Here is a 25,362-nt window from a genome sequence, read left to right as displayed (position 1 = left end):
GGCAGCCCCCTGGAGGCAGACCGACGCGGAGAACGCATGAATCTCGAGCAGCACGCCGGCGCACGCGCGCCGACCCCTTCCTCATCCCGCCCGACGACCCTGCTGGTCAAGCACGCCGACGTGCTCGTGACCATGGACGACACGCGCCGCGAGCTGCGCGACGCGGGACTCTACATCGAAGACAACCGGATCGTCGCGGTCGGACCGAGCGCCGAGCTGCCCGACACGGCCGACGAAGTGCTCGACCTGCGCGGCCACCTCGTGATCCCGGGGCTCGTGAACACGCATCACCACATGTACCAGAGCCTCACGCGCGCGGTGCCGGCCGCGCAGAACGCCGAACTGTTCGGCTGGCTCACGAACCTGTACCGGATCTGGGCGCACCTGACGCCCGAGATGATCGAGGTGTCCACGCTGACCGCGATGGCCGAGCTGCTGCAGTCGGGCTGCACGACGTCGAGCGACCATCTGTACATCTACCCGAACGGCAGCCGGCTCGACGACAGCATCGGCGCCGCGCGGCGGATCGGCATGCGCTTTCATGCGAGCCGCGGCGCGATGAGCGTCGGCCAGCGCGACGGCGGGTTGCCGCCCGACTCGGTCGTCGAGCGCGAACCCGACATCCTGCGCGACGCGCAGCGCCTGATCGAGACCTATCACGACGAAGGCCGCTACGCGATGCTGCGCGTGGTGGTCGCGCCGTGCTCGCCGTTCTCGGTGAGCCGCGGGCTGATGCGCGATGCGGCCGTGCTCGCGCGCGAATACGGCGTGTCGCTGCACACGCACCTCGCGGAGAACGTCAACGACATCGCGTACAGCCGCGAGAAGTTCGGGATGACGCCCGCCGAATATGCGGAAGATCTCGGCTGGGTGGGCCACGACGTGTGGCATGCGCACTGCGTGCAGCTCGACGATGCGGGCATCGGCCTGTTCGCGCGCACCGGCACGGGTGTCGCGCATTGCCCGTGCTCGAACATGCGGTTGGCGTCCGGCATCGCGCCGGTGAAGAAGATGCGGCTCGCGGGCGTGCCGGTCGGGCTTGGCGTCGACGGTTCCGCATCGAACGACGGCGCGCAGATGGTGGCGGAGGTACGCCAGGCGCTGCTGCTGCAGCGGGTCGGTTTCGGGCCCGATGCGATGACCGCGCGCGAAGCGCTCGAGATCGCGACGCTCGGCGGTGCAAAGGTGCTGAACCGCGACGACATCGGCGCGCTGAAGCCCGGCATGGCCGCGGATTTCGCCGCGTTCGACCTGCGTCAGCCGTTGTTCGCGGGCGCGCTGCACGATCCCGTCGCGGCGCTCGTGTTCTGCGCGCCATCGCAGACGGCGTACACGGTGGTGAACGGGAAGGTGGTGGTGCGGGAAGGGCGGCTCGCGACGCTCGATCTGCCGCCGGTGATCGAGCGTCACAACGCGCTGGCGCACGCGCTCGTGGAGGCGTCGCGCTGACGCGTCGGCGGGGAGGCCGCGCCGCACGGGGCGCGGCCGTTGCCGCCACCACCTGCCGCGCAACGGCGTGACCGGCGCGCGCGTGGCGCGCCGTATGCGCTTACGCCTCGATCAGCGTGCGAGTGGCTTCGGCGACGAGGCTGCGCAGCCAGCGCACTTCGTCGGAGTAATGGCAGCGCTCGTGCCACAGCTGGTAGTACTGCATCGGCGGGAAGTCGAGCGGCGCCGGCACGACCGACAGCGGCAGGAACTTCGCGTAGTGATCGGCGAACAGCCGCGTGGTCGTGAAGATCAGGTCCGACTTCACGAGCACGTAAGGCGCGAGGTTGAAGTACGGCAGCGTGACGACCACGTGGCGCTTGAGCCGTTCGCGCGCGAGATGCACGTCGATCGCGCCGCGCTGGCCGACCGAGTACGGCGTCGGCGCGAGATGCGGCGCGTTCAGGTACTGGTCGAGCGTGAGCCCGCCGCGCTTGGCGAACGGGTGCGTGTTGCTCATCAGGCAGACGATTTCGTCGACGAACAGGTTCGACAGGTGCAGCTGCTCGGGCGGCTCGGGCCAGTTGCCGACGACGATGTCGAGCTTGCCGTCTTCCAGCGCGAGCTCGTAGTCGAACGCGGGGCCGAGCGAGTGGAACTCGAGCGTCGCGTTCGGCGCGGCCAGGCGGAAGCGTTCGACGACGGTCGGCACGAACAGCACGTTCAGGTAGTCGGGGCAGCCGATCCGGTAGCAGCGGATCGACGTGGCCGGGTCGAAGTTGTGCTGCTGGAACTTGATGCGCTCGATTTCGCGCAGCGCGTTCTGCACGGGCTCGAGCAGGCGCAGCCCGTATTCGGTCGGGACCATGCCGGATTTGCCGCGCACCAGCAGCGGATCGCCGGTGATGTCGCGCAGGCGCCGCAGCGCGGCGCTGATCGCCGGTTGCGACTGGTTCAGTTTGACGGCCGCGCGTGTGACGCTGCGCTCCATCAACAAGGTGTGCAAGACGCGCAAGAGGTACGTGTCGATCGCCTCGCGTTGCTGGCTCATGTTATCTCCGGTTTATATGGCTGGGCTGATCGAGGGATGGGGTGGGTATATCGTTTTTAATATGAACGAAAATCAGCGTCAAGAGATGGATACCCGCGGCTACCGGCCGGCCGCGCGTCGACAAGGGGCCCGAACGGAGCGAAATGCGGGCGAGCACGGCGCCGCGCGGATGCGCATTGCACGCATCCCGCGGTGGGGCGTCGCGTGACGCGTACGGCGCGTCAGTCGTCGATACGCATGCCGACCTTCAGCGTGACCTGCCAGTGCACGACCTGGTCGCCTTCGATGTGGCCGCGCGTTTCGGTCACCTGGAACCAGTGCAGGTTGTGCAGCGTCTTGCCGGCTTTCGAGATTGCGTTGCGGATCGCGTCGTCGCTCGATTGTTGCGACGAACCTGTCAGTTCGATCAGCTTGTACACGTGGTCGCTCATGATGCGCTCCCTGGGATATCGGTCTGTGTTGGCGGGGCAAACCGCGGTCCCGCTACGGTTCCGTGCATGCCCGGCTTCTTGAGTGATAGGTATGATGGGCGGCAACTGCAACCCATATCGGAGACGAGGCGCATCGTGGAAGTCGGATTTTGCGGACCGGGATTGATGGGCGCGCCGATGATTCGGCATTTGCTGACGGCCGGGCATCGCGTCAGTGTATGGAATCGCTCGCGCGACAAGGCCGACGCGCTGGTGAAGGACGGCGCGCAGGTGGTCGGCACGCCGCGCGAGCTGGCCGAGCGCGTCGAGACGGTGTTCGTGTGCGTGCTCGACGGCCGGGCGGTCGGCGACGTCGTGTTCGGCGAGCACGGGCTGCTTTCCGGTGACGCGAGCACGCGCCGCCTGCGGCGCATCGTCGATCATTCGAGCATTCCGCCCGCCGCCACGCGCGACTATGCGGCGCGCGCGGCCGTGCTCGAGGTCGGCTGGGTCGATGCGCCGGTGTCCGGCGGCGTGCCGGGCGCGCAGGCCGGCACGCTCGCGGTGATGGCCGGCGGCCGCGTGGCCGATCTCGACGCGGTGCGCGCGCTGATCGATACGTACGCGTCGCGCATCACGCACATGGGCGACGCGGGCGCCGGCCAGACGGCGAAGCTGTGCAACCAGGCGATCGTCACCGCGACGGTCACCGCGATCGCCGAGGCGGTCGGCCTCGCACAGGCGAGCGGCATCGAGGCCGCGCGTCTGGCCGAGGCGCTCGCCGGCGGCTGGGCCGATTCGGTGCTGCTGCAGACGTTCGTGCCGCGCATGACGTCGGGTGGTCACCCGCCGATCGGCGCGCTCAGTACGTTCCAGAAGGATGTCGACGCAATCGCCGACGCCGCGCGCGACACGGGCGCGGCGATGCCCGTATCGGCCACCGTGCAGCAGGTGCTGAGGCTCGGCGCCGCGCAGGGGCTCGCCGGCGCCGATTTCGCCGCATTCATCGACATCGTGCGGCCGAACAACGGCCGTGGGCAGGCATCGTGACGGGCAAGCGGGACGCGTAAATGGCAGATGGGCCGCCTGGAGGCGGCCCATCGAATGACTGGCGGTTCAGCCGAGCGAGCGGGGTGTGGTGTCGCCCGCGTTCTGGCGGCCGAGGCCGCCGCGCAGGCTCGCCTTCGTGCCTGCACCAAACTCGGGCAGGATGCGCGCACGCGCCCGGCTGGCGAACACGAGGAAGCCGAAGCCGTTCGCTTCGTACCAGTATCCGCCGTTCTCGAGGCCGTCGAGCGGCTGCTCGAGCGCGTTGGCGATCGATTCGATGCAGCGCTTGCGCAGCTCGGCGATGGCCGGATAGGGCGGCTGCGCGCCGCGTACGCTGCACAGAAGCACGTCGAGCCCGGGCAGCACGTGCGCATAGAGGACGGGTTCGTCCTGCGCGCGGGCGCGGGCAATCTTGGTGTCGAGCTGGGCAAACGGTTTCGAGTGGCGCAAGACCGCGAGGAACGACTCCTGGCCATCCTGCGGCGCACGCCGACGTTTTTTCGGGAAGGACATAAACACTCGCCTCAAAAACAATTGCAAGAAATGCGGCACTTTCATGCGACCCACTCCCGGCTATGTACGCCGCATGTCGATCCTTTATAGCACACGAAAATGCTGCATTCGTGCAGTACGACGATCAATGTCTCCCGTCGACCTGCTCGCCATGATCGACACAGCCAGCGTCTTGGCGCCCGTACTGTCGTTTAGTCTCCATCATAGACCTGCTTTTCCCGCGCGTGCATTCGCTCGTCACAAAAAAGTGAGATGGGCCGCATGCGGCGGTGTATCGCATGCGCAATAAAAAGGCCCGCGCGGGGCGGGCCTGGCTGGCGGAGCGTGTCCAGATCAGCGCTGCTTGAGCGAATCGCGGATCTCGCGCAGCAGCACGATGTCTTCCGGCGTCGCGGCCGGTGCGGCCTCTTCCGGCTTGCGCAGCTTGTTGATGAATTTCACCATCAGGAAGATGATGAACGCAAGGATCACGAAATTGATCGCCACGGTGATGAACGAGCCGTAGCCGAATGCGGCGACGCCGGCGGCCTGCAGGTCCTTGAACGAATCGGGATTACCCTTGAACGACGGCGGGATGGTGCCGAGCAGAACGAACTTGTTCGAGAAATCCAGGCCGCCGGTCAGCACGCCGATGACCGGCATGATGAGGTCCTTCACGACCGAGTCGACGATCTTCGAGAACGCGCCACCGATGATCACGCCGACGGCGAGATCCATCACGTTGCCCTTGACGGCGAACTCCTTGAATTCCTTGATGATGCTCATGAGCGGCTTTCTCCTGTGTGGGGCGGGGGAGGCGTGCCGCGACGCGCAGGATTGCTTTGCGTCGAATAAGGGTCGGTGGCACGCCGATGGCCGCATGATAACGAACGCGTCCCGTTGCCGGTAGCCCATCTTGAAATGATTGACAAATCCGGGCGTCGACGCGGCCGCTCATGCGGCAGGGCCTGGCGTGCGTGGCCGGGCGTCGACATGCGGGCGACGCCCGGTGCGCGGGTACTCAGGTGTTGTCGTCGGTCCAGCCGTCGTCGTTGCTGCCGAGATCCATCCCGCCGCCGCTGTTGCCGTCGCTCCAGTTCGAATCGTCGCCGCGGCCCAGGTCGAAGCCCGGGTCGGCGTCCTGCCGGCGGTGCTCGCCGTCGACGATCACGTCGCGTTCGACCACGCGCTCGCGGCCGCCGGACATCGCTTCGCCGAGCAGCACGCCGGTCAGGAGCCCGCCCATTCCGCCGCCGAAACCGCCGCCTTGCTGGATCACGACGGGCGGCTGCTGTTGCGGATACGGTTGTTGCGGCGGGTAGGGCTGCTGCTGATACGGCTGGCCTTGGGCGCCCGTCATGCGGTCGGCTTCCTGCGCATAAACGGAGCCGCTGCCGTTCGCCGGCGCCGTGGGCTGCGCGGCCGGGTCGGGGCGGCCTTCGACACGCGCCTTCACGCTGGCGTGGCGCTGTTCGAGTTCATCGACGCGATACGGCGGCACCGGATTCTTGCCGTTCGACAGCGTCTCGACGAGCGTGCGCGCGTCGTTCTCGATCGCTTCGAGTTCGCCGGTCAGCGCCGCGGCGCCGGGCGCCGTCGACAGTTTCGCGTCGAGCTTCAGCGGCCGGATGTCGTTCAGCACGTCGGTCGCGCGCTTGAGCTGCGTACGGCGTTCATCGTCGGCGCGGCCGTCGTCCGCCGTGCGCGCGCGCCGCAGCGTCCAGCGCAGCACCAGCGCGATCACGGCGGCGATCAGCCCGAGGCCGATCCACATGCTGGTGGACGGGCCGTGTTTTTCGGCCGGCGCGACGGCGGGGGCGAGCCCCGGCTGCAGCGTGCCGGCCTGCGTGGCCGACGGCGTGTTGCCGCTGACGCGCGCGGCGTCGGCGCGAATGCGCGACTCCGTCTGCGCGAAGCGCGACGCATCGGTGAAGCGCAGTTGCGGATCGAGCGATTTCGCGCGCTGCAGTTGCGCGAGCGCGTCGGACGCGCGGCCTTCGCGGTCAAGCACCTGCGCATACAGGTAGCGCGCGTGCGCGTTGTTCGGATGGGCGTCGATGACTTGCGACAGCTGCGTGTCGGCTTGCTGCCAGTTGCGCTGCGCGATCGACTGCTCGACCTGCTGCAGCGACGGGACCGCAAACGCGGCGGACGACAGCAACATCAGCGAGAGGCCGAGTGCGGCGAGAGATTTCTTCATGGTCGAACCGGGCGCATGCGCCCGTCTCCTGACGATCGGTTCGCGCCGCGCGCCCGGGCCGGGGCGCGGCGCGGTGGCCCGGCGGCGGTTACTGCGCAGGCGTATCGAGCTGCTTCTTCAGCGCGGCGAGGCGATCCTCGACCGACGGGCCCTTGTTCAGCGCGGCGAGCTTGTCGTCGAGCGCCTTGCCGCTCGACGTGTCGGCCGAATTGAGGCGCGCGTCCGAGCGGGCGTTCTGCAGCGCGACCTTGTCCTCGAGCTTCTGAAAATCCTCGGACAGGTTCTTGCCGCCGATGCCGCCCAGCGCGCTGGCGGCCACGTCCTTCGCCTGCGCGATTTCCTGCTTGGCCTGCAGGATGTTCGAGCGCGCATTCAGGTCGTTGCGGCGCTGGCGCATGTCGGCGATCTGCCCCTTCAGCTTGTCGACCGACGGCTCGAGCGTCGCTAGCTCGGCCGCGAGCGCATCGCGCTCCGCTTCCGCGTTCGACTGGGCCGCGAGCGCCTCGCGGGCGAGCGCTTCGTCGCCGCCCTGCAGCGCGCGCTTCGCGCCGTCTTCATACTTCTTCACCTTGTCGTCGGCCGCATCGCGCTTGCTGCGCTGGGTGGCGACCTGTGCCTCGATCTCGATCAGCGAATTCTCGGCACGGCCGATGCTGTCGTCGAGCTCCCGCACGATCTGCCGTGCGTCGCGCGACGGATCCTGTACCGAATCGGCCGCATCGTTCAGCAGGCCTTTGATCGTGCGCGAAATAGAGTCGAAAAGCGACATGAAATCCTCCGTGGTTGAAAGGCGCCGCGTGACCGCGGCAATGCCCGTCGCGAGCCGGTTCCGGCTCGCGTGAGCCGGCGGATATTACACCACCGGTTCACTTAAATACGGCTTAAACGCGCGCGTTCAAGCGGCTCGCGCATCAGGACGCCCAACCTTTCGCGGCTGAAAGAAAATCGCCCGCGTGCGCGGTATCGCGTGTCCATCATAGGCCGAGGATGCCGACAATACGCGCCGGAAATCACGGCATTGCGGGAATTTTTACAAAAAATCGCGAAGGCACCCGGGCGATTTCATTAAAATGCGCTGTCACGTCGCGGGAACGGATCGCCGCGCGGCGGGGTCTGTCGACGTGACAGCCGTATCTCGATGCACCCACTCTGAATCATCCGCTTGCATTTCCGCATGCGTCCGAGGGCGCCACGACCGCCCGCCATTCCGACATGCCAATTATCAAACGACCGCCTTCTTCTTCCGACAGGAACGAACCCCACTACACGCTGCGCCGTTCGCCGTCCGGAGCCTATTACCCCGATGACGACGATCGCGACGACGGCCGCCGCGCGCAGCAGCGCAGTGGCGGTGGCGGAGGGCGCCGCCGCACGTTCGGCTCGCGCGTCGCGCTGTGGTTCGTCGGCCTGTTCGCGACGCTGGCGGTCGTCGGCGCGCTGATCGTCGGCTACGCGCTGGTCGTGATGGCGCCGCAACTGCCGTCGCTCGATGCGCTGACCCATTACCAGCCGAAGGTGCCGTTGCGCGTGTTCACCGCCGACCACGTGCTGATCGGCGAGTTCGGCGAGGAGCGCCGCAGCCTCGTGCGCTTCCAGGACATTCCCGACGTGATGAAGAAGGCCGTGCTGGCGATCGAGGACTACCGCTTCTACGAGCACGGCGGCGTCGATTTCCTCGGCATCTTGCGCGCGGGCGTGGCCGACCTGATGCACGGCGGCGCGCGCCAGGGCGCGAGCACGATCACGATGCAGGTCGCGCGCAACTTCTTCCTGTCGAGCGAGAAGACCTACACGCGCAAGATCTACGAGATGCTGCTCGCGTACAAGATCGAGAAGGCCCTGACGAAGGACCAGATTCTCGAGCTGTACATGAACCAGATCTATCTCGGCCAGCGCTCGTACGGCTTCGCGGCCGCGGCGCGCGTGTACTTCGGCAAGGACCTGAAGGACATCACGCTCGCGGAAGCGGCGATGCTCGCGGGGCTGCCGAAGGCGCCGTCCGCGTACAACCCGGTCGTCAATCCGAAGCGCGCGAAGGTGCGTCAGGAATACATCCTGAAGCGGATGCTCGACATCGGCTACATCACGCAGCCGCAGTACGACCAGGCGATCAAGGAAGAGATTCACGTGCGCACGCCCGGCAACCAGTACGCGGTGCACGGCGAGTACGTCGCCGAGATGGTGCGGCAGATGATGTACGAGCAATACAAGGACGAAACCTACACGCGCGGGCTGACCGTCACGACGACGATCAACTCGGCCGACCAGGAAGCCGCGTATCAGGCCGTGCGTCGCGGCATTCTCGACTACGAGCGCCGTCACGGCTATCGCGGCCCCGAAGCGTCGATCAACCTGCCCGCGGCCGGCGACGAGCGCGACGAGGCGATCGACGACGCGCTCGCCGACCACCCGGACAACGGCGACCTGCAATCGGCGGTCGTGCTGTCGGCATCGCCGAACGCCGTCGAGGTGCAGTTCGTCGGCGGCGCGACCACGACGATCGGCCCGGCCGGCCTGCGCTTCGTGTCGGCCGCGCTCGGGGCCCGCGCGAACAACGCGCTGCGCATCAAGCCGGGCTCGGTCGTGCGCGTGCTGAAGGACGGCAAGACGGGCTGGCAGGTCGTGCAGCTGCCGCAGGTCGAAGGCGCGCTCGTCGCGATCGCGCCGCAGGACGGCGCGATCCGCTCGCTCGTCGGCGGCTTCGACTTCAACAAGAGCAAGTTCAACCACGTGACGCAGGCGTGGCGGCAGCCGGGTTCGTCGTTCAAGCCGTTCATCTACTCGGCGTCGCTCGACAAGGGGCTCGGGCCGGCGACGATGATCAACGACGCGCCGCTGTACTTCCCGCCGAGCGTGCCGGGCGGCACCGCGTGGGAGCCGAAGGACGACGACCAGCCGGACGGCCCGATGACGATGCGCACCGGCCTGCAGCGTTCGAAGAACCTGGTGTCGATCCGGATCCTCGCGTCGATCGGCACGCAGTATGCGCAGCAGTACGTGACGCAGCGCTTCGGCTTCGATCCGGCGAAGACTCCGCCGTACCTGCCGATGGCGCTCGGCGCGGGCCTCGTGACGCCGCTGCAGCTTGCGACCGGCTACGCGGTGTTCGCGAACGGCGGTTACAAGGTCGATCCGTACCTGATCGCCGAAGTCGACGACGCACGCGGCCAGCCGCTGCAGAAGTCGCAGCCGGTGGTCGCGGGCGGCACCGCGCCGCGCACGATCGAAGGCCGCAACGCGTACGTGATGAACAGCCTGCTGCATTCGGTCGCGACGGGCGGCACGGGCGCGGGCACCAATGCGCTGGGCCGCAACGACCTGCAGGGCAAGACGGGTACCACGAACGACGCGAAGGACGGCTGGTTCGCCGGCTATCAGCAATCGCTCGTCGCGGTCGCATGGATGGGCTTCGACCAGCCGAAGAGCCTCGGCAGCCGCGAATTCGGCGCGCAACTCGCATTGCCGATCTGGGTGAACTATATGCGTACCGCGCTGAACGGCGTGCCCGAGCAGCAGATGCCGATGCCGGACGGCCTGACGACGATCGACGGCGAGCTGTACTACGCGGATCGCACGCCGGGCAATGGCTTCGTCGCGAACGTCGACATCAATCCGGCCGAGAACGCGATCAGCGCGAACGACGCACTCGGTTCGGCCGGCGCGGCCGGGCTGGCGCCGCCGCCCGTCACGCCGCAGGAGAAGCAGCAGATCATGGACATGTTCGAGAGCAAGTAAGCGGTACGACGCTGTGCTTCATCCATGGACGGGCGCCTTCGGGCGCCCGTTTTTTTGCGTGCGGCCGGCAGCGGAAGACGGCGAATCAGAACGACGCGCAGGCCGGCACGACGGTCATGCCGACCGATTGCTGGTGAAATCGCTCGACGTACGCTTGCCGGATCGCGGCGAGCCGTGTGCGCGTGTCGCGCGTATCGTCGGCGATGATACGGATCACGAAGCTGTCTTCGCGCGTGATCGCGCCGGTCGAGCGGTCGCGCCACTGGCCGTGCGTGTCCCAGTAGGTGAGGCCGTCGGGGAAGCGCGGCGTGACCGTATCGGCGAGGAATGCCGCGCGTTCGGCATCGGTGACGGGGCCGCGCCCGGCGATGTCGCGCCCGAACAGCAGGTCGGCCTGCAGCATGCGGCTTTCGCCCGGATGCGTGCAGGCCGCCGGTTGCGTGCTGGAGGGGGACGAGGGCGGTGCCGCACATCCGGCGAGCAGCGCGAGCGCCGTCGCGCATGCGGCTACCCGCCGCATTTGCCCATTTCGTGACGATCGACCTTCGCGCGCGCAAAACGCTGCGCGCTCAACCACTTGCGTGCGGGTCCGGCGGGTTATCAACAGGGCTGTCAACATAATCTGGGGATAACCCTAGGGTCCGCACACGCGCGATGCGCGATCAGTGCTGCAGTTGCGCGTGCGCGAGATGCATGCCGAGCGTGGCGGGGTCGGTGTTCGTGCCCGACAGCAGTACGCCGACGCGTTTGCCCTGCAGCGTTTCGCGCAGCGGGCCGAGCAGCGCGGCGAGCGCGGCCGCGCAGGCCGGCTCGACCGACAGTTTCAGGTGCGAGAACAGGAACAGCATCGCGGCGCGCAGCGCGTCGTCGGAGACGGTGACGATGCGATCGAGGTGGCGCCGGCACAGCTGATAGCTGTATTCCTCGGTGTGCGGCGCCATCAGCGAATCGGCGATGGTCTGCATCGCGCTCATCTTGATCGTGTGATTGGCCGCGAAGCTGCGGCTCATCGCGTCGGCGCCTTCCGGCTCCACGCCATACACGTACACGCGCGGGTTCGCGAGCCGCAGCGCGGTCGCCATGCCGGCCGCGAGCCCGCCGCCGCCGATCGGCACGATCACCGCGTCGAGGTCCGGCGTCTGCGTCGCCCATTCGTAGCCGAGCGTCGCGGTGCCGAGGATCGTGTGATAGCCGTTGAACGGATGAATGAAGAAGCGGCCTTCCTCGGCCTCGATGCGCCGCACGAGATCGAACGCCTGCGACGCGCTGCCGGCCAGCACGACCTCCGCGCGGTACTGCTTGCACTGCGCGATGCGTGTCGGGCTCGCGGTATGGAACATCACGACCTTCGCGCTGCTGCCGAGCCGCATCGCCGCATACGCGACGGCCGCCGCATGATTGCCGGCCGACACGCATGTGACGCCGGCGTTCTTGCGGGCTTCGTCGAGCGCGAGCAGGTGCGTGAACGCGCCGCGCGCCTTGAAGCTGCCGCTCGCTTGCAGCAGCTCGAACTTGAAGTTGACGTGCGTGCCTTCGAGCGAAGGCAGGTCGGCGCGCTCGAACACGGGCGTGCGCGCGACCCACGGCGACAACGCGAAATGCTGGGCGGCAATCTCGTCGAGCGTCGGAATCGGCTCGCCGTCGATCGTCGTATGGGCTGTGCCCTGTTGTTCAGTCGACATGACGTGGCGGGTGGCGGAGTGGGCCGGCCCGCACACGCGGGCCGGCGTGGCGGGAGGCAGTCAGTGCGCGTCGACCGACATGCTGCGGATGAACTTGCGCAGGAACTGCTCGCAGCCGGCGAGCTGCGCGAGCTCGACATATTCGTTCGGCTTGTGCGCCTGCTCGATGTTGCCGGGCCCGCACACGACGCTCGGGATACCCGCGCGGGCGAACAGCCCGGCCTCGGTGCCGTACGCGACCTTGCGCTTGTCCTGGTCGGCCGTCAGCGCGCGCACGAGCTGCGTGATCGCCGCCTGTTCGGTCGCGTCGAGGCCGGGCGCCGCGGCGATCTTCGAGAATTCGATCGCGGCGTTCGGATGTTCGCGCAGCATCTGCGGCAGCAGCGTTTCCTGCGCATACGCTTCGATGCGCGTGAAGATCTGCTCGGGATCGAGCGTCGGCAGGTTGCGGAATTCGAAGTCGAAGCGGCACTCGGCCGGCACCGTGTTGATCGCGTTGCCGCCCTGGATCGTACTCGTCTGCGCGGTCGTGAACGGCACGTCGTACAGTTCGTCGAACGGGCCTTCGGCGCGAAAGCGCTCGGCGATGTCGCGGATGTGGCAGATGAGGCGCGCCGCATACTCGATCGCGTTGAGCCCCTTCGGCGTCAGCGACGAATGCGCGGCGTGGCCGCGCACGCAGCAGCGGTACGCGTTGATGCCCTTGTGCGCGATGATCGGCCGCATGCTGGTCGGCTCGCCGACGATGCAGCCCGACGGCTGCACGCCGCGCTTCACGAGATCGGCGATCATCAGCGGCGCGCCCGCGCAGCCGATCTCCTCGTCGTAGGACAGCGCGAAATGGATCGGCTTCGCAAGCTTGGTCGCCTGCATCTCGGGCAGCAGCGCGAGCGCCGCGCCGATGAAGCCCTTCATGTCGCAGGTGCCGCGGCCGTACAGGCGGCCGTCGCGGATTTCCGGCGCGAACGGGTTGCTGTCCCATTGCTGGCCGTCGACCGGCACGACGTCGGTGTGGCCAGACAGCACGATGCCGCCGTTGGTCGAACCGTCGTGCGCGGGCACGGTGGCAAACAGGTTCGCCCAGCCCTCGCGCGCATCGTGCGTGATCGTCGACGCGATGCCCTTTGCGGCGAGCGCGTCGCGTACCGTTTCGATCAGGCCGAGGTTCGGCACGCGGCTCGTCGTGTCCATCGACACGAGCTGCTTGACCCAGGGCAGGCTGACGAGCGATGCGTCGCCTTCGGTGGCGGCGGACGGCGCCGTCGTGTCGAGAGTGGACATGGCAAAACTCCGTCTGATGAATGGGAAATCATACTCAAAAACGCGCCGGCCCGCCTTCGCCGGGCGCGGTGCGGTGCAGCAACGTCGCGCCCGTCAGGATTGCGTCACCGAGCCGCGACGGCCGCGCCCTGTTTCGGGCCGAGTGCGCGCAGCGTTTCCTTGATCGTCGATACGCGGATCGCGAGATCGGGCGAGCGCGTCTCGATGCGCAGCTTGTCCTGGCCCGCGAGCTTGATGTGGCGATGCTTCTGCACCATCTCGATGATCCGCATCGGGTCGATCGGCGGATTCGGCTCGAACTGCAGGCCGATCGCAACCTCGCTCGCGTCGATCTTCACGATGCCGAGCGGTTTCGCGGCGATCCGCAGCCGGTGCGTCTCGACGAGCGCGTGCGCCTGCGGCGGCAGCTTGCCGAAGCGGTCGATCAGCTCCTCCTGGATGCCGTCGATCGCGTCGCCGTGCTCGCAGTTCGCGAGCCGCTTGTACAGCGACAGCCGTTCCTGCACGTCCGCGCAGTAGTCGGCCGGCAGGATCGCGGGTGCATGCAGGTTGATTTCGGTCGTCGCGGCGAGCGGGGCGGTGAGGTCGGGCTCCTTGCCGTTCTTCAGCGCCTTCACCGCGTCGTTCAGCATGTCCGTATAGAGCTGGAAGCCGATCTCGTGGATTTCGCCCGACTGCTTGTCGCCGAGCACCTCGCCGGTGCCGCGGATCTCGAGGTCGTGCATCGCGAGATAGAAGCCCGAGCCCAGTTCCTCCATCTGCTGAATCGCTTCCAGCCGGCGCTGCGCCTGCTTGGTCAGCGACTGCGGATCGTGGACCAGCAGGTACGCATAGGCCTGGTGGTGCGAGCGGCCCACGCGGCCGCGCAACTGGTGAAGCTGCGCGAGGCCGAACTTGTCCGCGCGGTGCATGATGATCGTGTTCGCGCTCGGCACGTCGATGCCGGTCTCGATGATGGTCGTGCACAGCAGCACGTTCGCGCGCTGCGCGACGAAATCGCGCATCACGCGTTCGAGCTCGCGCTCGTGCATCTGGCCGTGCGCGATCACGATGCGCGCCTCCGGCACGAGCGCCTCGAGCATCGCCTTGCGGTTCTCGATCGTCTCGACCTCGTTGTGCAGGAAGTACACCTGGCCGCCGCGCTTCAGCTCGCGCAGCATCGCCTCGCGGATCACGCTTTCCTCCTCGCGGCGCACGAAGGTCTTGATCGCGAGCCGCTTCTGCGGCGCGGTCGCGATCACCGAGAAATCGCGCAGCCCTTCGAGCGCCATCCCGAGCGTACGCGGGATCGGCGTCGCAGTGAGCGTCAGCACGTCGACTTCCGCGCGCAGCGCCTTCAGCGCTTCCTTCTGGCGCACGCCGAAGCGGTGTTCCTCGTCGATGATCACGAGGCCGAGGCGCTTGAACTGCACGTCCGACGACAGCAGCTTGTGCGTGCCGATCACGATGTCGACGCTGCCTTCGTTGATCTGCGCGATCGCCGCATTCACTTCCTTCGCGGTCTTGAAGCGCGACAGCTCGACGATGCGCACCGGCCAGTCCGCGAAGCGGTCGGCGAAGGTCTGCGTGTGCTGCTCGGCGAGCAGCGTGGTCGGCGACAGCAGCGCGACCTGCTTGCCGCCGAGCACCGCGATGAACGCCGCGCGCAGCGCGACCTCGGTCTTGCCGAAGCCGACGTCGCCGCACACGAGGCGGTCCATCGGCTTGCCGCTCGTCATGTCGCCGATCACGGCCGCGATCGCCGCGGCCTGGTCGGGCGTTTCCTCGAAGCCGAAGCTTTCCGCGAATTTCACGTAGTCGCGCGGGTCGAGGGAGAAAGCGTGGCCTTCGCGCGCCGCGCGGCGTGCGTACAGGTTCAGCAGCTCGGCGGCCGTATCGCGGATCTGTTGCGCGGCCTTGCGTTTCGCGCGCTCCCACTGGCCGGAGCCGAGCGCGTGCAGCGGCGCGCTGTCGGGATCGGCGCCGCTGTAGCGCGAGATCACGTGCAGTTGCGCGACGGGCACGTAGAGCTTGCTGTCGCCCGAGTATTCGAGATGCAGGAATTCGGTTTCGCCTTCGCCGAGATCCATCGACACGAGGCCCATGTAGCGGCCGATGCCGTGCTGCGCGTGGACGACCGGGTCGCCGACCTTCAGCTCCGACAGGTCGCGCACCATCGCGTCGACGTTGCTCGCCTGTTCCTGCCGGCGGCGGCCCGCGCGGCGCCCGAGCGCGCCGTACAGCTCGGTCTCGGTGACGATCGCATAGCCTTCGCCCGGCACCGCGAAGCCGTTCGCGAGCGGCGCGACGCCGAGCGCGAAGCGTTCGTCGCTCGCGAGCCAGCCCGCGAAGTCGTCGTTCGACGCGGGGCGCAGGTGGTGTTCGGCCAGCAGTTGCAGGATCGTCTCGCGGCGCCCGGCCGATTCGACCGTCAGCAGCACGCGCTTGCCCGACGATTCGACGAACGTGCGCAGCGATGCGAGCGGATCGTCCGCATGGCGGTCGACGGTCAGTTCGGGTAGCGCGGTCGCCCAGCCGCCGGCCGGCTGCGCGGGCAGCACGACGCGTGCGAACGGCTTCGCGAACGCGAAGAAATCCTCGTCGGACAGGAACAGCCGCTGCGGCTCGAGGATCGGCCGCTCGCGATCGTGCGCGAGGAACGCATGGCGCTGCTTCGTATCGGCCGTGAAGCGGCGGATCGACGCTTCGAGATCGCCGGTGAACACGAGGTGCGCGTCCTGCGGCAGGTAGTGGAACAGCGTGGCCGTCTCGTCGAAGAACAGCGGCAGGTAATACTCGATACCGGCCGACGGCACGCCGTTGCCGATGTCCTTGTAGATCGGCGCGCGGCTCGGGTCGCCTTCGAAGGTTTCGCGCCAGCGGCTGCGGAAGGCCGTGCGCGCGGCTTCGTCGAACGGGAACTCGCGGCCGGGCAGCAGGCGCACGTCGCGCACCGGATACAGGCTGCGCTGCGTGTCGGGATCGAACGCGCGGATCGAATCGACCTGATCGTCGAACAGGTCGATCCGGTACGGCAGCGGCGAGCCCATCGGGTACAGGTCGATCAGCGAGCCGCGCACGCAGTATTCGCCCGGCCGCACGACCTGGCTCACGTGCTCGTAGCCGGCCAGCGTGAGCTGCGCCTTCAGCTTCGCCTCGTCGAGCCGCTCGCCCTGCGCGAACGCGAACGTGTAAGCGGCCATGAACGATGCGGGCGGCATCCGGTACAGCGCGGTGGTCGCGGGCACGAGCAGGATGTCGCAGCGGCCCTCGCCCAGGTCGTGCAGCGTGGCCAGCCGCTCGGACACGAGGTCCTGGTGCGGCGAGAACGTGTCGTACGGCAGCGTTTCCCAGTCGGGCAGCAGGCGCACGCGCGCGTCGGGCGAGAAATAGCGGATTTCCTGCGACAGCCGCTGCGCGTCGACCGCGTTCGCGCAGATTACCGCGAGGAGCGGCACGTCCTGGCGGTTGTCGGCGAGATAACGGGCGATGGCGAGCGCGTCGGCGGAGCCGTGCGCGCCGTCGAAGGCGAAACGCTGGCCGGGCTTGACGCGGGCAACGGGTGAAGCGAACGGGGTGGAAGCGTTATCTGGCATAGGGACGACAGGGGTGGCGTGCACGGGCGCAGCGCGGTGCGCCGGTCGAGACGAAAGACCTATTATAAAATCCGCTTCTCGATTTCATCTTTCCGGCGTTTCCCTTCGTGACTCCCCGACTTTTCGCCCTGATTCCTTGCGCCGGCACGGGCAGCCGCTCCGGTTCGGCCGTGCCGAAGCAATACCGCACGCTGGCCGGCCGCGCGCTGCTGCACTACACGCTCGCCGCGTTCGACGCGTGCAGCGAGTTCGCGCAGACGCTCGTCGTGCTCGCGCCCGACGATTCCCATTTCGACGCGCGCCGCTTCGCGGGCCTGCGCTTCGCGGTGCGCCGCTGCGGCGGCGGCTCGCGGCAGGCGTCGGTGCTGAACGGGTTGATGGAGCTGGCCGAATTCGGCGCGACCGACCACGACTGGGTGCTCGTGCACGACGCCGCGCGCCCGGGCATCACGCCGGCGCTGATCCGCACACTGGTCGCGACGCTGAAGGACGACCCGGTCGGCGGGATCGTCGCGCTGCCGGTGGCCGATACGCTCAAGCGCGTGCCGGCCGGCGGCGACGCGATCGCGCGCACCGAGTCGCGCGACGCGCTGTGGCAGGCGCAGACGCCGCAGATGTTCCGCATCGGCATGCTGCGCGACGCGATCCTGCAGGCGCAGCGCGAAGGGCACGACCTGACCGACGAGGCCAGCGCGATCGAATGGGCCGGCCACACGCCGCGCGTCGTGCAGGGCAGCCTGCGCAACTTCAAGGTCACGTACCCGGAAGATTTCGCGCTTGCGGAGGCGATCCTCGCGCGCCCCGCGAACGCTTCCTGACTTTCACCTCATCTCAAACCGGATTACGCATGGATTTCAGAATCGGACAAGGCTACGACGTGCACCAGCTCGTCGAAGGGCGCCCCCTCATCATCGGCGGCGTGACGATTCCGTACGAGCGCGGCCTGCTCGGCCACTCGGATGCGGACGTGCTGCTGCACGCGATCACCGACGCGCTGTTCGGCGCGGCGGCGCTCGGCGACATCGGCCGCCATTTCTCCGACGCCGACGCGGCGTTCAAGGGTGCGGACAGCCGCGTGCTGCTGCGCGCGTGCGCCGAGCGCGTGAAGGCGGCCGGCTTCACGATCCAGAACGTCGACAGCACCGTGATCGCGCAGGCGCCGAAGCTCGCGCCGCATATCGACGGGATGCGCGCGAACATCGCCGCCGACCTCGGGCTGCCGCTCGATCGCGTGAACGTGAAGGCGAAGACCAACGAGAAGCTCGGCTATCTGGGCCGCGGCGAGGGGATCGAAGCGCAGGCGGCTGCGCTGCTGATCAAGCAGGGCGGTTGACGTCCGGCCGTAGCGGCGTGGGGTTCGCGCCGCACGTCGCGCCGCCGAAATGAAAAATGCCACGCGAATGCGTGGCATTTTCGTTTGGAGCGGGCGCGGCTCACGGCCGCGCCCTGTGCAACCGCTTATTCGCCTTCGGCGGCGATCACCTGCGCGGCGGCGTTGATCACCGACGCGATGCGGCCGACGTCGCGCAGTTGCGTGACGGTCATCCCTTGCTCGTTCTTCAGCAGCGCATAGTGCGACTTCACGCAGAAGTGGCACTTGCCGACGATCGACGCGGCGAGCGCGTACATCTCGAACTTGCGCTTGTCGACGCCGCCGTGCGTCGCATACGCGCCCATCCGCAATTCGGCGCGCTGCGTCTTCAGGTCGGCGTCGTCGGCCATCTCGACATACGGATACCAGGTGTTGTTCATCCCCATCAGCGCGGCCGCCGTCAGCACGGCGTTCGTCTCTTCGGGCGACAGCACGCCGGCTTCGCGGATCGTCTTCACGAGCACCGTGCTCTTCGCCGCGATGGCCGCCGCCAGCGCCACGCCGACTGCGTCGGTGCCTTCGAGCGACGAGCGCGAGATCGTGCCGTCGAGGTTCAGGCGAATGTCTTTCGCGTAGTCGGGGATACGTGCCTTAATCGAGTCGATGAATTCCATTGATATCTCCTATGGGTTGGCCGTTAAAAAAGCCCGCAGGCAGGACGTGCGCCGCGGGCTTCGTGCATTGCTACGCTTACAGCGTTGCGCCGCCGACTGCGCGGTTGCACGGGCACAGTTCGTCCGTTTGCAGGCCGTCCAGAATGCGCAGGACTTCTTCCGGGCTGCGGCCGACGTTCAGGTTGTTCACCGACACGTGCTGGATCGTGTTGTCCGGATCGACGATGAACGTTGCACGCAGGGCCACGCCTGCTTCCTTGTCGCGCACGCCGAGCTGGTCGATCAGTTCGCCCTTGACGTCGCCGAACGAGTAGTGGTTCAGCTTGTCGAGGTCCTTGTGTTCACGGCGCCATGCGAGCTTGACGAATTCGTTGTCCGAGCTGCCGCCGAGCAGGACGGCGTCGCGCTCTTCGAACTGCTTCGTGAGCTTCGCGAATTCGACGATTTCCGTCGGGCACACGAACGTGAAATCCTTCGGATAGAAGTAGATGATCTTCCACTTGCCCGGGAACGACGCTTCGGTGACGGTCTCGAACGCCGACTGGCCGTTTTCCTCGTGATTATTGAAGCCCGGCTTCGCGGCTACGACGGTGAAAGCTTCGAGTTTATCGCCCACGGTTTTCATGCGGATACTCCTGTGTGAGTTGGGAAGAAGACTGAGTCAAGCTACCTCGGTGCTGCAACGATGATGTGACAGCATGGGGAAAACTATAACACTATTAGTAAGTTGCTTCAATAGATTTTGGCTAACGACCCTCATAGCTTTTGTCAACCGGGTCAATAGTGTGACGCGCAAGATGCGTGCGCGAGCGTGTCACGCGGTCGCACGCGCCTTGCCGGCGCCCGGGAATTCCAGCGTGACTTCGAGGCCGGCTTCCGGGTGGCGGTTGCGCAGGCGCAGCGCGCCGCGATAGCGGCCGACGAGCCGCAGCACGATCGCCATCCCGAGGCCCGTGCCGTCCGCCTTGGTGCGCGCGGTGTCGACGCGGTAGAACGGCCGCATCACGAGCGGCAGTTGATCCTCGGGGATACCGGGGCCCTCGTCGCTCACCGACAGCTCGACGCGCGCATGCGACACGCGCGTCTCAAGCGTGATGCGCGAAATGCCGTCCTGCTTGCTCTGGCCGTACTTGCGCGCGTTCTCGACGAGATTGCCGATCACGCGCCGCATGTCGGTCTCGTCGGCTTCGATGATCGCGCTCGGCGCGAGTCGCGTGCGGATCTCGACGCCGTCCTCGCCCGACACGCGTGCGGCGACTTCGTGCGCGACCGACGACAGGTCGACGGGCTCGGGCTTGCGCTGCGACGGGCGCGCGTAGTCGATGAAGGCCGCGATGATGCGGTCCATCTGTTCGATGTCGTCGACCATCGCGTCCTTGGTCGCCTGGTCGGACGGGCTCATCTCGGTTTCGAGCCGCAGCCGCGCGAGCGGCGTGCGCAGGTCGTGCGAGATGCCCGCGAGCATCAGCGCGCGATCGGCCTCGAGCTGTTCGAGGTCGCGCACCATCTGGTTGAAGCTGCGGTTGGTGTCGGCCGCGACGCCCATCCCGCGCTCGGGCAGTGGCTCGGGCGCCTGGCCCGAACCGACCTGGCGCGCGGCGAGCGCGAGTCGCGAGAACGGCCGGTTCACGAGACTCGTGATGAACGCGGAGCCGAACAGCGACAGCGCGAGCGCGAACAGCCCCCAGCCGGCCCACTGCAGGCCCGTGACGTTGTCGAGCTGGTCGCGGTCGAGCGCGACCCAGTAATCGTCGTCGTCGATCTTGAAGCTGATCCACACGCCGGGAATGTCGTTGACCGACTGCGCGATCACGGTATCGTCGCCGAGGCGGCTGCGGATGTCGTGTTCGATCAGGCGGTTCAGCGATTCGTCGGGCTGCAGCTTGAACTTGTCGGTTTTCTCGCGCGGGTACACGCGCACGCCCTCGTTGCTCTCGAGATCCTGCAGCAGCGCGCGCCGCAAGTCGGGATCGGAATAGAGCAGGGCGGTGCGCGTGAGCTTCACGACCGCGACGAGCTGGAGCGCGACGCGCTGCGCACGCGGCTCGCGCTCGATCACGCGAAAGCTCTGGAACCACGCGGCGAGACTGACCGAGATCAGCAGCGCGATCAGCAGGAAGGTGCGCCAGAACAGCCCGCCGAACGCGAGCTGCAAAAGGCGCCGGTCGATACGCATGGGACGGGCCGTGGGCGGGGCGAAACCGGGAAGGAAAAAGCTCAGGCGGCGCCGTCGGGGATGAACACGTAGCCGAGGCCCCAGACGGTCTGGATGAAGCGCGGGCTGCCCGGATCCGGTTCGATCAGCTTGCGCAGGCGCGAGATTTGCACGTCGAGGCTGCGGTCGAACACTTCGTATTCGCGGCCGCGCGCGAGTTCCATCAGCTTTTCACGCGACAGCGGCTGGCGCGGATGACGCGCGAACACCTTCAGCACCGAGAATTCGCCGGTCGTCAGCGGAATTTCCTGGCCGGACTTCGTCAGCGTGCGCGTGGCGAGGTTCAGCGAGAATTCGCCGAACTCGAACACCTCGGTGGTTTCCGACGGCGCGCCCGGCAGTTCGGCCGGCGCCTGGCGGCGCAGCACCGCGTGAATGCGCGCGACCAGTTCGCGCGGATTGAACGGCTTCGGCAGGTAATCGTCGGCGCCCATCTCGAGGCCGACGATGCGATCGACGTCTTCGCCCTTCGCGGTGAGCATGATGATCGGCGTGCGGTCGTTGCTGCCGCGCAGCCGGCGGCAGATCGACAGGCCGTCTTCGCCCGGCAGCATCAGGTCGAGCACGAGCAGGTCGAAGCGCTCGCGTACCCAGAGCTTGTTCATCGCCGTTGCGTTTTCCGCGACGTAGACGTTGAAACCCTGTTCGCCGAGATAGCGGCGCAGCAGATCGCGCAGGCGAGGGTCGTCGTCGACGACGAGAATCTTGGAGGGGTTTTTCGTTTCCATGATCGGCATCTTATCGCGAATGGGAATTGACGCACGGCCGGGGATTTTCGTGCGTTACAGTCGGTTACAAAATTTACCCGTAGTGTCGCGCCGAGTAAAGGCAGGCTATAGAGATTCCTTTACTCGAAGCCGAAATTCGGTAGATACTCCCCTGCACTCCATCTTTCATCTTTGCACACCCGAATTCCGCAGGGTTTTTCAAGTACCAGAGGTAACCGGTTGCCGCGTGACGAAGGGAACAAATCGACCAAAGAAGCGAGGACGGTCATGCGATCTGCCCGGATTGCACTGATGCTGACGATCGCGCTTGCCGGTCCGTATGCGTCGAACTTCGCGTATGCGCAGCGCCCCGAGCAGGGCGCATCGTCGCGCAAGCTGCCGCGCGGCAAAGCGCCGCAACCCGATCGCGCCGCCGATATGACGGTCCGTTCCGCCGTGCCTCCCGATCTCGAACAGCGCCGCCGCGACGGGCACATGACGCCCGAAGAGCGACACCTGTTGCGCCAGCACATCGAAGACGCCGTTCGCGAGCTGTACAAGCGCTGAGGCGTGCCGTCGTTCTCCTTGCGCGGAAATGTCCGCGCGGAAAGAATTCGTAGCACTTTTTCCGTCAACTTTCCGCTGCCGAATGCCGTTGTACGGGCATCCGCACCGCCGGTGCGTTCCCGGAGTCCATGACGATGAAAGCGAACGCTGCCGCACCGGCGCCGTCGCCTGCCATGCAGTCGCCGCTCGATGCCGACGACGCGCTGTTTTTCTTGAGCCGCACTGGTTTCTCTCCCGCGCCCGCCGAGGTCGCGCGCATCGTCGGCATGACGCGCGCGCAGGTCGTGGCCGACACGCTCGGCAGTGCGCGACACGAGCCCGTCACGACATGGCCCGACTGGCTCGCCGAGCCGCCGCCGACGCGCGCGCAGCGCCAGGCGCTGACGCCCGACATGCGGCGCGACGAGCAGCGCGAGCGCAATCGCCGCTACGACGCGTTGCGGGCGGCCTGGGTCAACGAGATGGTCGCGACGCCGTCGCCGCTGACCGAACGCATGACGCTGTTCTGGCATGGGCATTTCACGTCCGGACAGGACAAGGTGCCTTACCCGCAGACGATGGCCGCGCAGAACGCGCTGTTTCGCCGCGAGGCGCTCGGCAACTTCGGCACGCTGCTGCATGCGGTCGCGAAAGATCCGGCGATGCTGCAGTATCTCGACGGCGCGAGCAATCGCAAGGGGCGGCCGAACGAGAATTTCGCGCGCGAGGTGATGGAGCTGTTCACGCTCGGCGAAGGGCACTACACGCAATACGACGTGACGGAAGCCGCGCGCGCGATGACGGGCTGGACGGTCGATCCCGATACGCTGCGCTTCGCGGTGCGGCCCGACTGGCACGATGCCGGCGACAAGACGATTCTCGGCGAAACCGGGCCGTTCGACGGCGACGGTTTTCTCGACATCCTGCTGAAGCGGCCGGGCACCGCGCGCTTCATCGTCGGCAAGCTGTGGCGCGAGTTCGTGTCCGATACGCCGGAGCCGGGCACGCTCGATGCGGTCGCCGAGCGGTTTCGCGCGAGCGGCTACGACATTCGCGCGGCGCTTGCCGCGCTGTGGTCGACCGACGCATTCTGGGATCCGCGCAACCGCGGCGTGCTCGTCAAGTCGCCAGCGGAGTTCGTCGTCGGCTCGGTGCGGCTGTTCGACGTCGCGTACGGCGATCCGCAGAGGCTCGCGGACACCGTGCGCACGCTCGGGCAGAACCTGTTCTATCCGCCGAACGTGAAGGGCTGGCCGGGCGGCGCGCTGTGGATCAACAGCACCACGCTGCTGTCGCGCAAGCAGTTCGTCGAGCAGCTGTTCCGCGCGACCGAGACGGTCGGCATGCGGCCGCCTGCCCGTGCGATCGCGCCGCCGCCGAACGCGCGTACGCAGGCGATGCCGGTGGTCGACACGGCGTCCGCCGCCGGCATGCCGGCGAAGCCGGCGCGCGGCGGCCTGCGTTTCGACCTCGAACGCTGGCTCGCCCAGTATCGTGCACGGCCGCAGGCGATCGCGGGATTGTCGACCGAACTGCAGCTGCAGCACGCGGTGCTGCAGCTTTCGCCGGTCGCGGCGATCGACACCGATTCGACCGGCAGCGCGTATCTCGAGGCGCTGCTGATGGATCCGGCCTATCAACTGAAATGATGCGAACGACGACGAAGCGGGCAGCCGCCGCGGCAAGGACGCCGGGCGGCGAACCAAAGGATGTGCGATGAACCGACGTGATTTTCTGACGCTCGCAGGCGCCGCGGCGGCTGCCGGCGTGTCGATGTGGCAAGCGCCCGCGATGGCGGCTGCCGCGACGCAGGCTGGGCGCAAGCCCGCAACCGGGTATGCGAACGTGCTGATCCTCGTCGAGCTGAAGGGCGGCAACGACGGCCTCAACACGGTGGTGCCGTATGCCGATCCGCTGTATTACCCGCTCCGGCGAAGCATCGGCATCAAGCGAGACCAGGTGCTGCAGCTCGACGCGCAGACGGGGCTGCACCCGTCGCTCGCGCCGCTGATGCCGCTGTGGCGGGACGGTCAGGTCGCGGTCGTGCAGGGTGTCGGCTATCCGCAGCCGAACCTGTCGCATTTTCGTTCCATCGAGATCTGGGACACCGCGTCGCGCTCGGATCAGTACCTGCACGAAGGCTGGCTCACGCGCACGTTCGCGCAGGCGCCCGTGCCGCCCGGTTTCGCGGCGGACGGCGTCGTGCTCGGCAGCGCCGAGATGGGGCCGCTGTCGAACGGCGCGCGCGCGATCGCGCTCGTCAATCCCGCGCAGTTCATCCGTGCGGCCCGGCTCGCCGAACCGTCGTCGCTGCGCGAGCAGAACCCGGCGCTCGCGCACATCATCGACGTCGAGAACGACATCGTGAAGGCGGCCGACCGGCTGCGTCCGCGCGGCGGGATGCGCGAATTCAGGACGGCCTTTCCGGCCGGCGCGTTCGGCACGTCGGTCAAGACCGCGATGCAGGTGCTGGCCGCGTGCGAAGCGTCCGGGCCCGGCGCGCAGGACGGTGTCGCGGTGCTGCGCCTGACGCTCAACGGCTTCGACACGCACCAGAACCAGCCGGGGCAGCACGCCGCGCTGCTCAAGCAGTTCGCGGAAGGGATGGGCGCGATGCGCGCGGCATTGATCGAACTCGGGCGCTGGAACGAGACGCTCGTGATGACATATGCGGAATTCGGGCGGCGCGTGCGCGAGAACCAGAGCAACGGCACCGATCATGGCACGGCCGCGCCGCATTTCGTGATGGGCGGCCGCGTGGCGGGCGGTCTGTACGGCGCACCGCCGGCGCTCGGGCGGCTCGACGGCAACGGTAACCTGCCGGTGGCCGTCGATTTCCGCCAGCTTTACGCGACCGTGCTTGGGCCCTGGTGGGGGCTCGATGCGACGCGCGTGCTGCAGCAGCGTTTCGACACGCTGCCGCTGCTGAAGGCGTGATGCGCGCGGCTTAGCGACGGCGCGCCGCGCGCCACGCGATCCACAGCTTGCGGATCGGCGTCAGCGC

General features: G+C 67.5%; 22 protein-coding genes. 8 read left to right on the top strand and 14 right to left on the bottom strand.

The window, feature by feature from the left end; all coding sequences use genetic code 11:
- Positions 1–36 precede the first annotated feature (36 nt).
- Positions 37–1,449, top strand: a complete 1,413-nt coding sequence (locus A9Z05_RS07965) for an 8-oxoguanine deaminase (protein ID WP_069617625.1) — start codon at positions 37–39, stop codon at positions 1,447–1,449.
- Between the two features lie 100 nt (positions 1,450–1,549).
- Here the strand turns inward: A9Z05_RS07965 and A9Z05_RS07960 are convergent, their stop codons facing one another.
- Together A9Z05_RS07960 and A9Z05_RS07955 are read right to left on the bottom strand one after the other, a co-directional pair.
- Entirely contained in the window at positions 1,550–2,479 is a 930-nt protein-coding gene (locus A9Z05_RS07960; RefSeq protein WP_006478550.1) for a LysR substrate-binding domain-containing protein, read from the bottom strand.
- 221 nt (positions 2,480–2,700) lie between these two features.
- Entirely contained in the window at positions 2,701–2,910 is a 210-nt protein-coding gene (locus tag A9Z05_RS07955; RefSeq protein WP_011549586.1) for a dodecin, read from the bottom strand.
- 135 nt (positions 2,911–3,045) lie between these two features.
- Between A9Z05_RS07955 and A9Z05_RS07950 the strand changes: the two genes are divergently transcribed.
- Positions 3,046–3,939 carry an NAD(P)-dependent oxidoreductase gene (locus A9Z05_RS07950; RefSeq protein WP_069617624.1) on the top strand — a complete coding sequence of 298 codons (894 nt, stop codon included), beginning with the start codon at positions 3,046–3,048 and terminating at the stop codon, positions 3,937–3,939.
- A gap of 66 nt (positions 3,940–4,005) precedes the next feature.
- Here the strand turns inward: A9Z05_RS07950 and A9Z05_RS07945 are convergent, their stop codons facing one another.
- From A9Z05_RS07945 to A9Z05_RS07930, 4 genes are all read right to left on the bottom strand, one after another.
- Positions 4,006–4,452 carry a hypothetical protein gene (locus A9Z05_RS07945; RefSeq protein ID WP_006488003.1) on the bottom strand — a complete coding sequence of 149 codons (447 nt, stop codon included), beginning with the start codon at positions 4,450–4,452 and terminating at the stop codon, positions 4,006–4,008.
- A 333-nt stretch (positions 4,453–4,785) separates the two neighbouring features.
- Positions 4,786–5,217, bottom strand: a complete 432-nt coding sequence (mscL, locus tag A9Z05_RS07940; RefSeq protein WP_006752022.1) for a large conductance mechanosensitive channel protein MscL — start codon at positions 5,215–5,217, stop codon at positions 4,786–4,788.
- A gap of 235 nt (positions 5,218–5,452) precedes the next feature.
- Complete coding sequence (locus A9Z05_RS07935; protein ID WP_069617623.1) at positions 5,453–6,631, bottom strand: tetratricopeptide repeat protein; 1,179 nt, start codon at positions 6,629–6,631, stop codon at positions 5,453–5,455.
- Between the two features lie 88 nt (positions 6,632–6,719).
- Positions 6,720–7,400 carry a PspA/IM30 family protein gene (locus A9Z05_RS07930; RefSeq protein WP_050013305.1) on the bottom strand — a complete coding sequence of 227 codons (681 nt, stop codon included), beginning with the start codon at positions 7,398–7,400 and terminating at the stop codon, positions 6,720–6,722.
- 443 nt (positions 7,401–7,843) lie between these two features.
- Between A9Z05_RS07930 and A9Z05_RS07925 the strand changes: the two genes are divergently transcribed.
- Entirely contained in the window at positions 7,844–10,366 is a 2,523-nt protein-coding gene (locus tag A9Z05_RS07925; protein WP_069617622.1) for a penicillin-binding protein 1A, read from the top strand.
- 85 nt (positions 10,367–10,451) lie between these two features.
- Here the strand turns inward: A9Z05_RS07925 and A9Z05_RS07920 are convergent, their stop codons facing one another.
- From A9Z05_RS07920 to mfd, 4 genes are all read right to left on the bottom strand, one after another.
- Positions 10,452–10,886, bottom strand: coding sequence for a DUF3574 domain-containing protein (locus A9Z05_RS07920; RefSeq protein WP_069617621.1), 435 nt, complete (start codon positions 10,884–10,886; stop codon positions 10,452–10,454).
- Positions 10,887–11,028: 142 nt separating this feature from the next.
- A complete protein-coding gene (locus A9Z05_RS07915; protein WP_069617620.1) occupies positions 11,029–12,048 on the bottom strand; it encodes a threonine/serine dehydratase in 1,020 nt (339 codons plus the stop codon).
- Positions 12,049–12,108: 60 nt separating this feature from the next.
- Positions 12,109–13,329, bottom strand: a complete 1,221-nt coding sequence (gene argE, locus A9Z05_RS07910) for an acetylornithine deacetylase (RefSeq protein ID WP_069617619.1) — start codon at positions 13,327–13,329, stop codon at positions 12,109–12,111.
- Between the two features lie 104 nt (positions 13,330–13,433).
- Entirely contained in the window at positions 13,434–16,904 is a 3,471-nt protein-coding gene (gene mfd / locus A9Z05_RS07905) for a transcription-repair coupling factor (protein WP_069617618.1), read from the bottom strand.
- 107 nt (positions 16,905–17,011) lie between these two features.
- On the opposite strand from mfd, the gene ispD reads away from it, so the two are divergent.
- Entirely contained in the window at positions 17,012–17,722 is a 711-nt protein-coding gene (ispD, locus tag A9Z05_RS07900; protein ID WP_069617617.1) for a 2-C-methyl-D-erythritol 4-phosphate cytidylyltransferase, read from the top strand.
- A 29-nt stretch (positions 17,723–17,751) separates the two neighbouring features.
- Positions 17,752–18,237 carry a 2-C-methyl-D-erythritol 2,4-cyclodiphosphate synthase gene (ispF, locus tag A9Z05_RS07895; RefSeq protein WP_069617616.1) on the top strand — a complete coding sequence of 162 codons (486 nt, stop codon included), beginning with the start codon at positions 17,752–17,754 and terminating at the stop codon, positions 18,235–18,237.
- 125 nt (positions 18,238–18,362) lie between these two features.
- On the opposite strand, the gene A9Z05_RS07890 is transcribed toward ispF, so the two are convergent.
- The 4 genes from A9Z05_RS07890 to ompR all read right to left on the bottom strand — a co-directional run bounded on the left by A9Z05_RS07890 (position 18,363) and on the right by ompR (position 21,842).
- Entirely contained in the window at positions 18,363–18,890 is a 528-nt protein-coding gene (locus tag A9Z05_RS07890; RefSeq protein WP_006478562.1) for a carboxymuconolactone decarboxylase family protein, read from the bottom strand.
- A gap of 76 nt (positions 18,891–18,966) precedes the next feature.
- Positions 18,967–19,515 (bottom strand): peroxiredoxin, encoded by a 549-nt coding sequence (locus A9Z05_RS07885; RefSeq protein WP_006478563.1) that lies wholly within the window; start codon positions 19,513–19,515, stop codon positions 18,967–18,969.
- Positions 19,516–19,704: 189 nt separating this feature from the next.
- On the bottom strand, positions 19,705–21,066 hold the full coding sequence (locus A9Z05_RS07880; RefSeq protein WP_050013296.1) for an ATP-binding protein: 1,362 nt from the start codon (positions 21,064–21,066) through the stop codon (positions 19,705–19,707).
- A 41-nt stretch (positions 21,067–21,107) separates the two neighbouring features.
- Positions 21,108–21,842, bottom strand: coding sequence for a two-component system response regulator OmpR (gene ompR, locus A9Z05_RS07875; protein WP_006478565.1), 735 nt, complete (start codon positions 21,840–21,842; stop codon positions 21,108–21,110).
- A gap of 258 nt (positions 21,843–22,100) precedes the next feature.
- Between ompR and A9Z05_RS07870 the strand changes: the two genes are divergently transcribed.
- The 3 genes from A9Z05_RS07870 (at position 22,101) to A9Z05_RS07860 (ending at position 25,295) form a co-directional block, all read left to right on the top strand.
- The gene (locus A9Z05_RS07870; RefSeq protein WP_006478566.1) at positions 22,101–22,379 is read left to right on the top strand and encodes a hypothetical protein; all 279 of its coding nucleotides are present in this window, start codon (positions 22,101–22,103) and stop codon (positions 22,377–22,379) included.
- A 134-nt stretch (positions 22,380–22,513) separates the two neighbouring features.
- Positions 22,514–24,007 (top strand): DUF1800 family protein, encoded by a 1,494-nt coding sequence (locus A9Z05_RS07865; protein ID WP_069617735.1) that lies wholly within the window; start codon positions 22,514–22,516, stop codon positions 24,005–24,007.
- Between the two features lie 67 nt (positions 24,008–24,074).
- Positions 24,075–25,295 (top strand): DUF1501 domain-containing protein, encoded by a 1,221-nt coding sequence (locus tag A9Z05_RS07860; protein WP_069617615.1) that lies wholly within the window; start codon positions 24,075–24,077, stop codon positions 25,293–25,295.
- Positions 25,296–25,362 lie beyond the last annotated feature (67 nt).

This window comes from Burkholderia sp. A2 (assembly GCF_001729305.1).
GTDB classification, from domain to species: Bacteria; Pseudomonadota; Gammaproteobacteria; order Burkholderiales; family Burkholderiaceae; genus Burkholderia; species Burkholderia sola.
The sequence above is the reverse complement of the archived record's forward strand: the minus strand, read 5'-3'. Positions and strand labels throughout refer to the sequence as shown.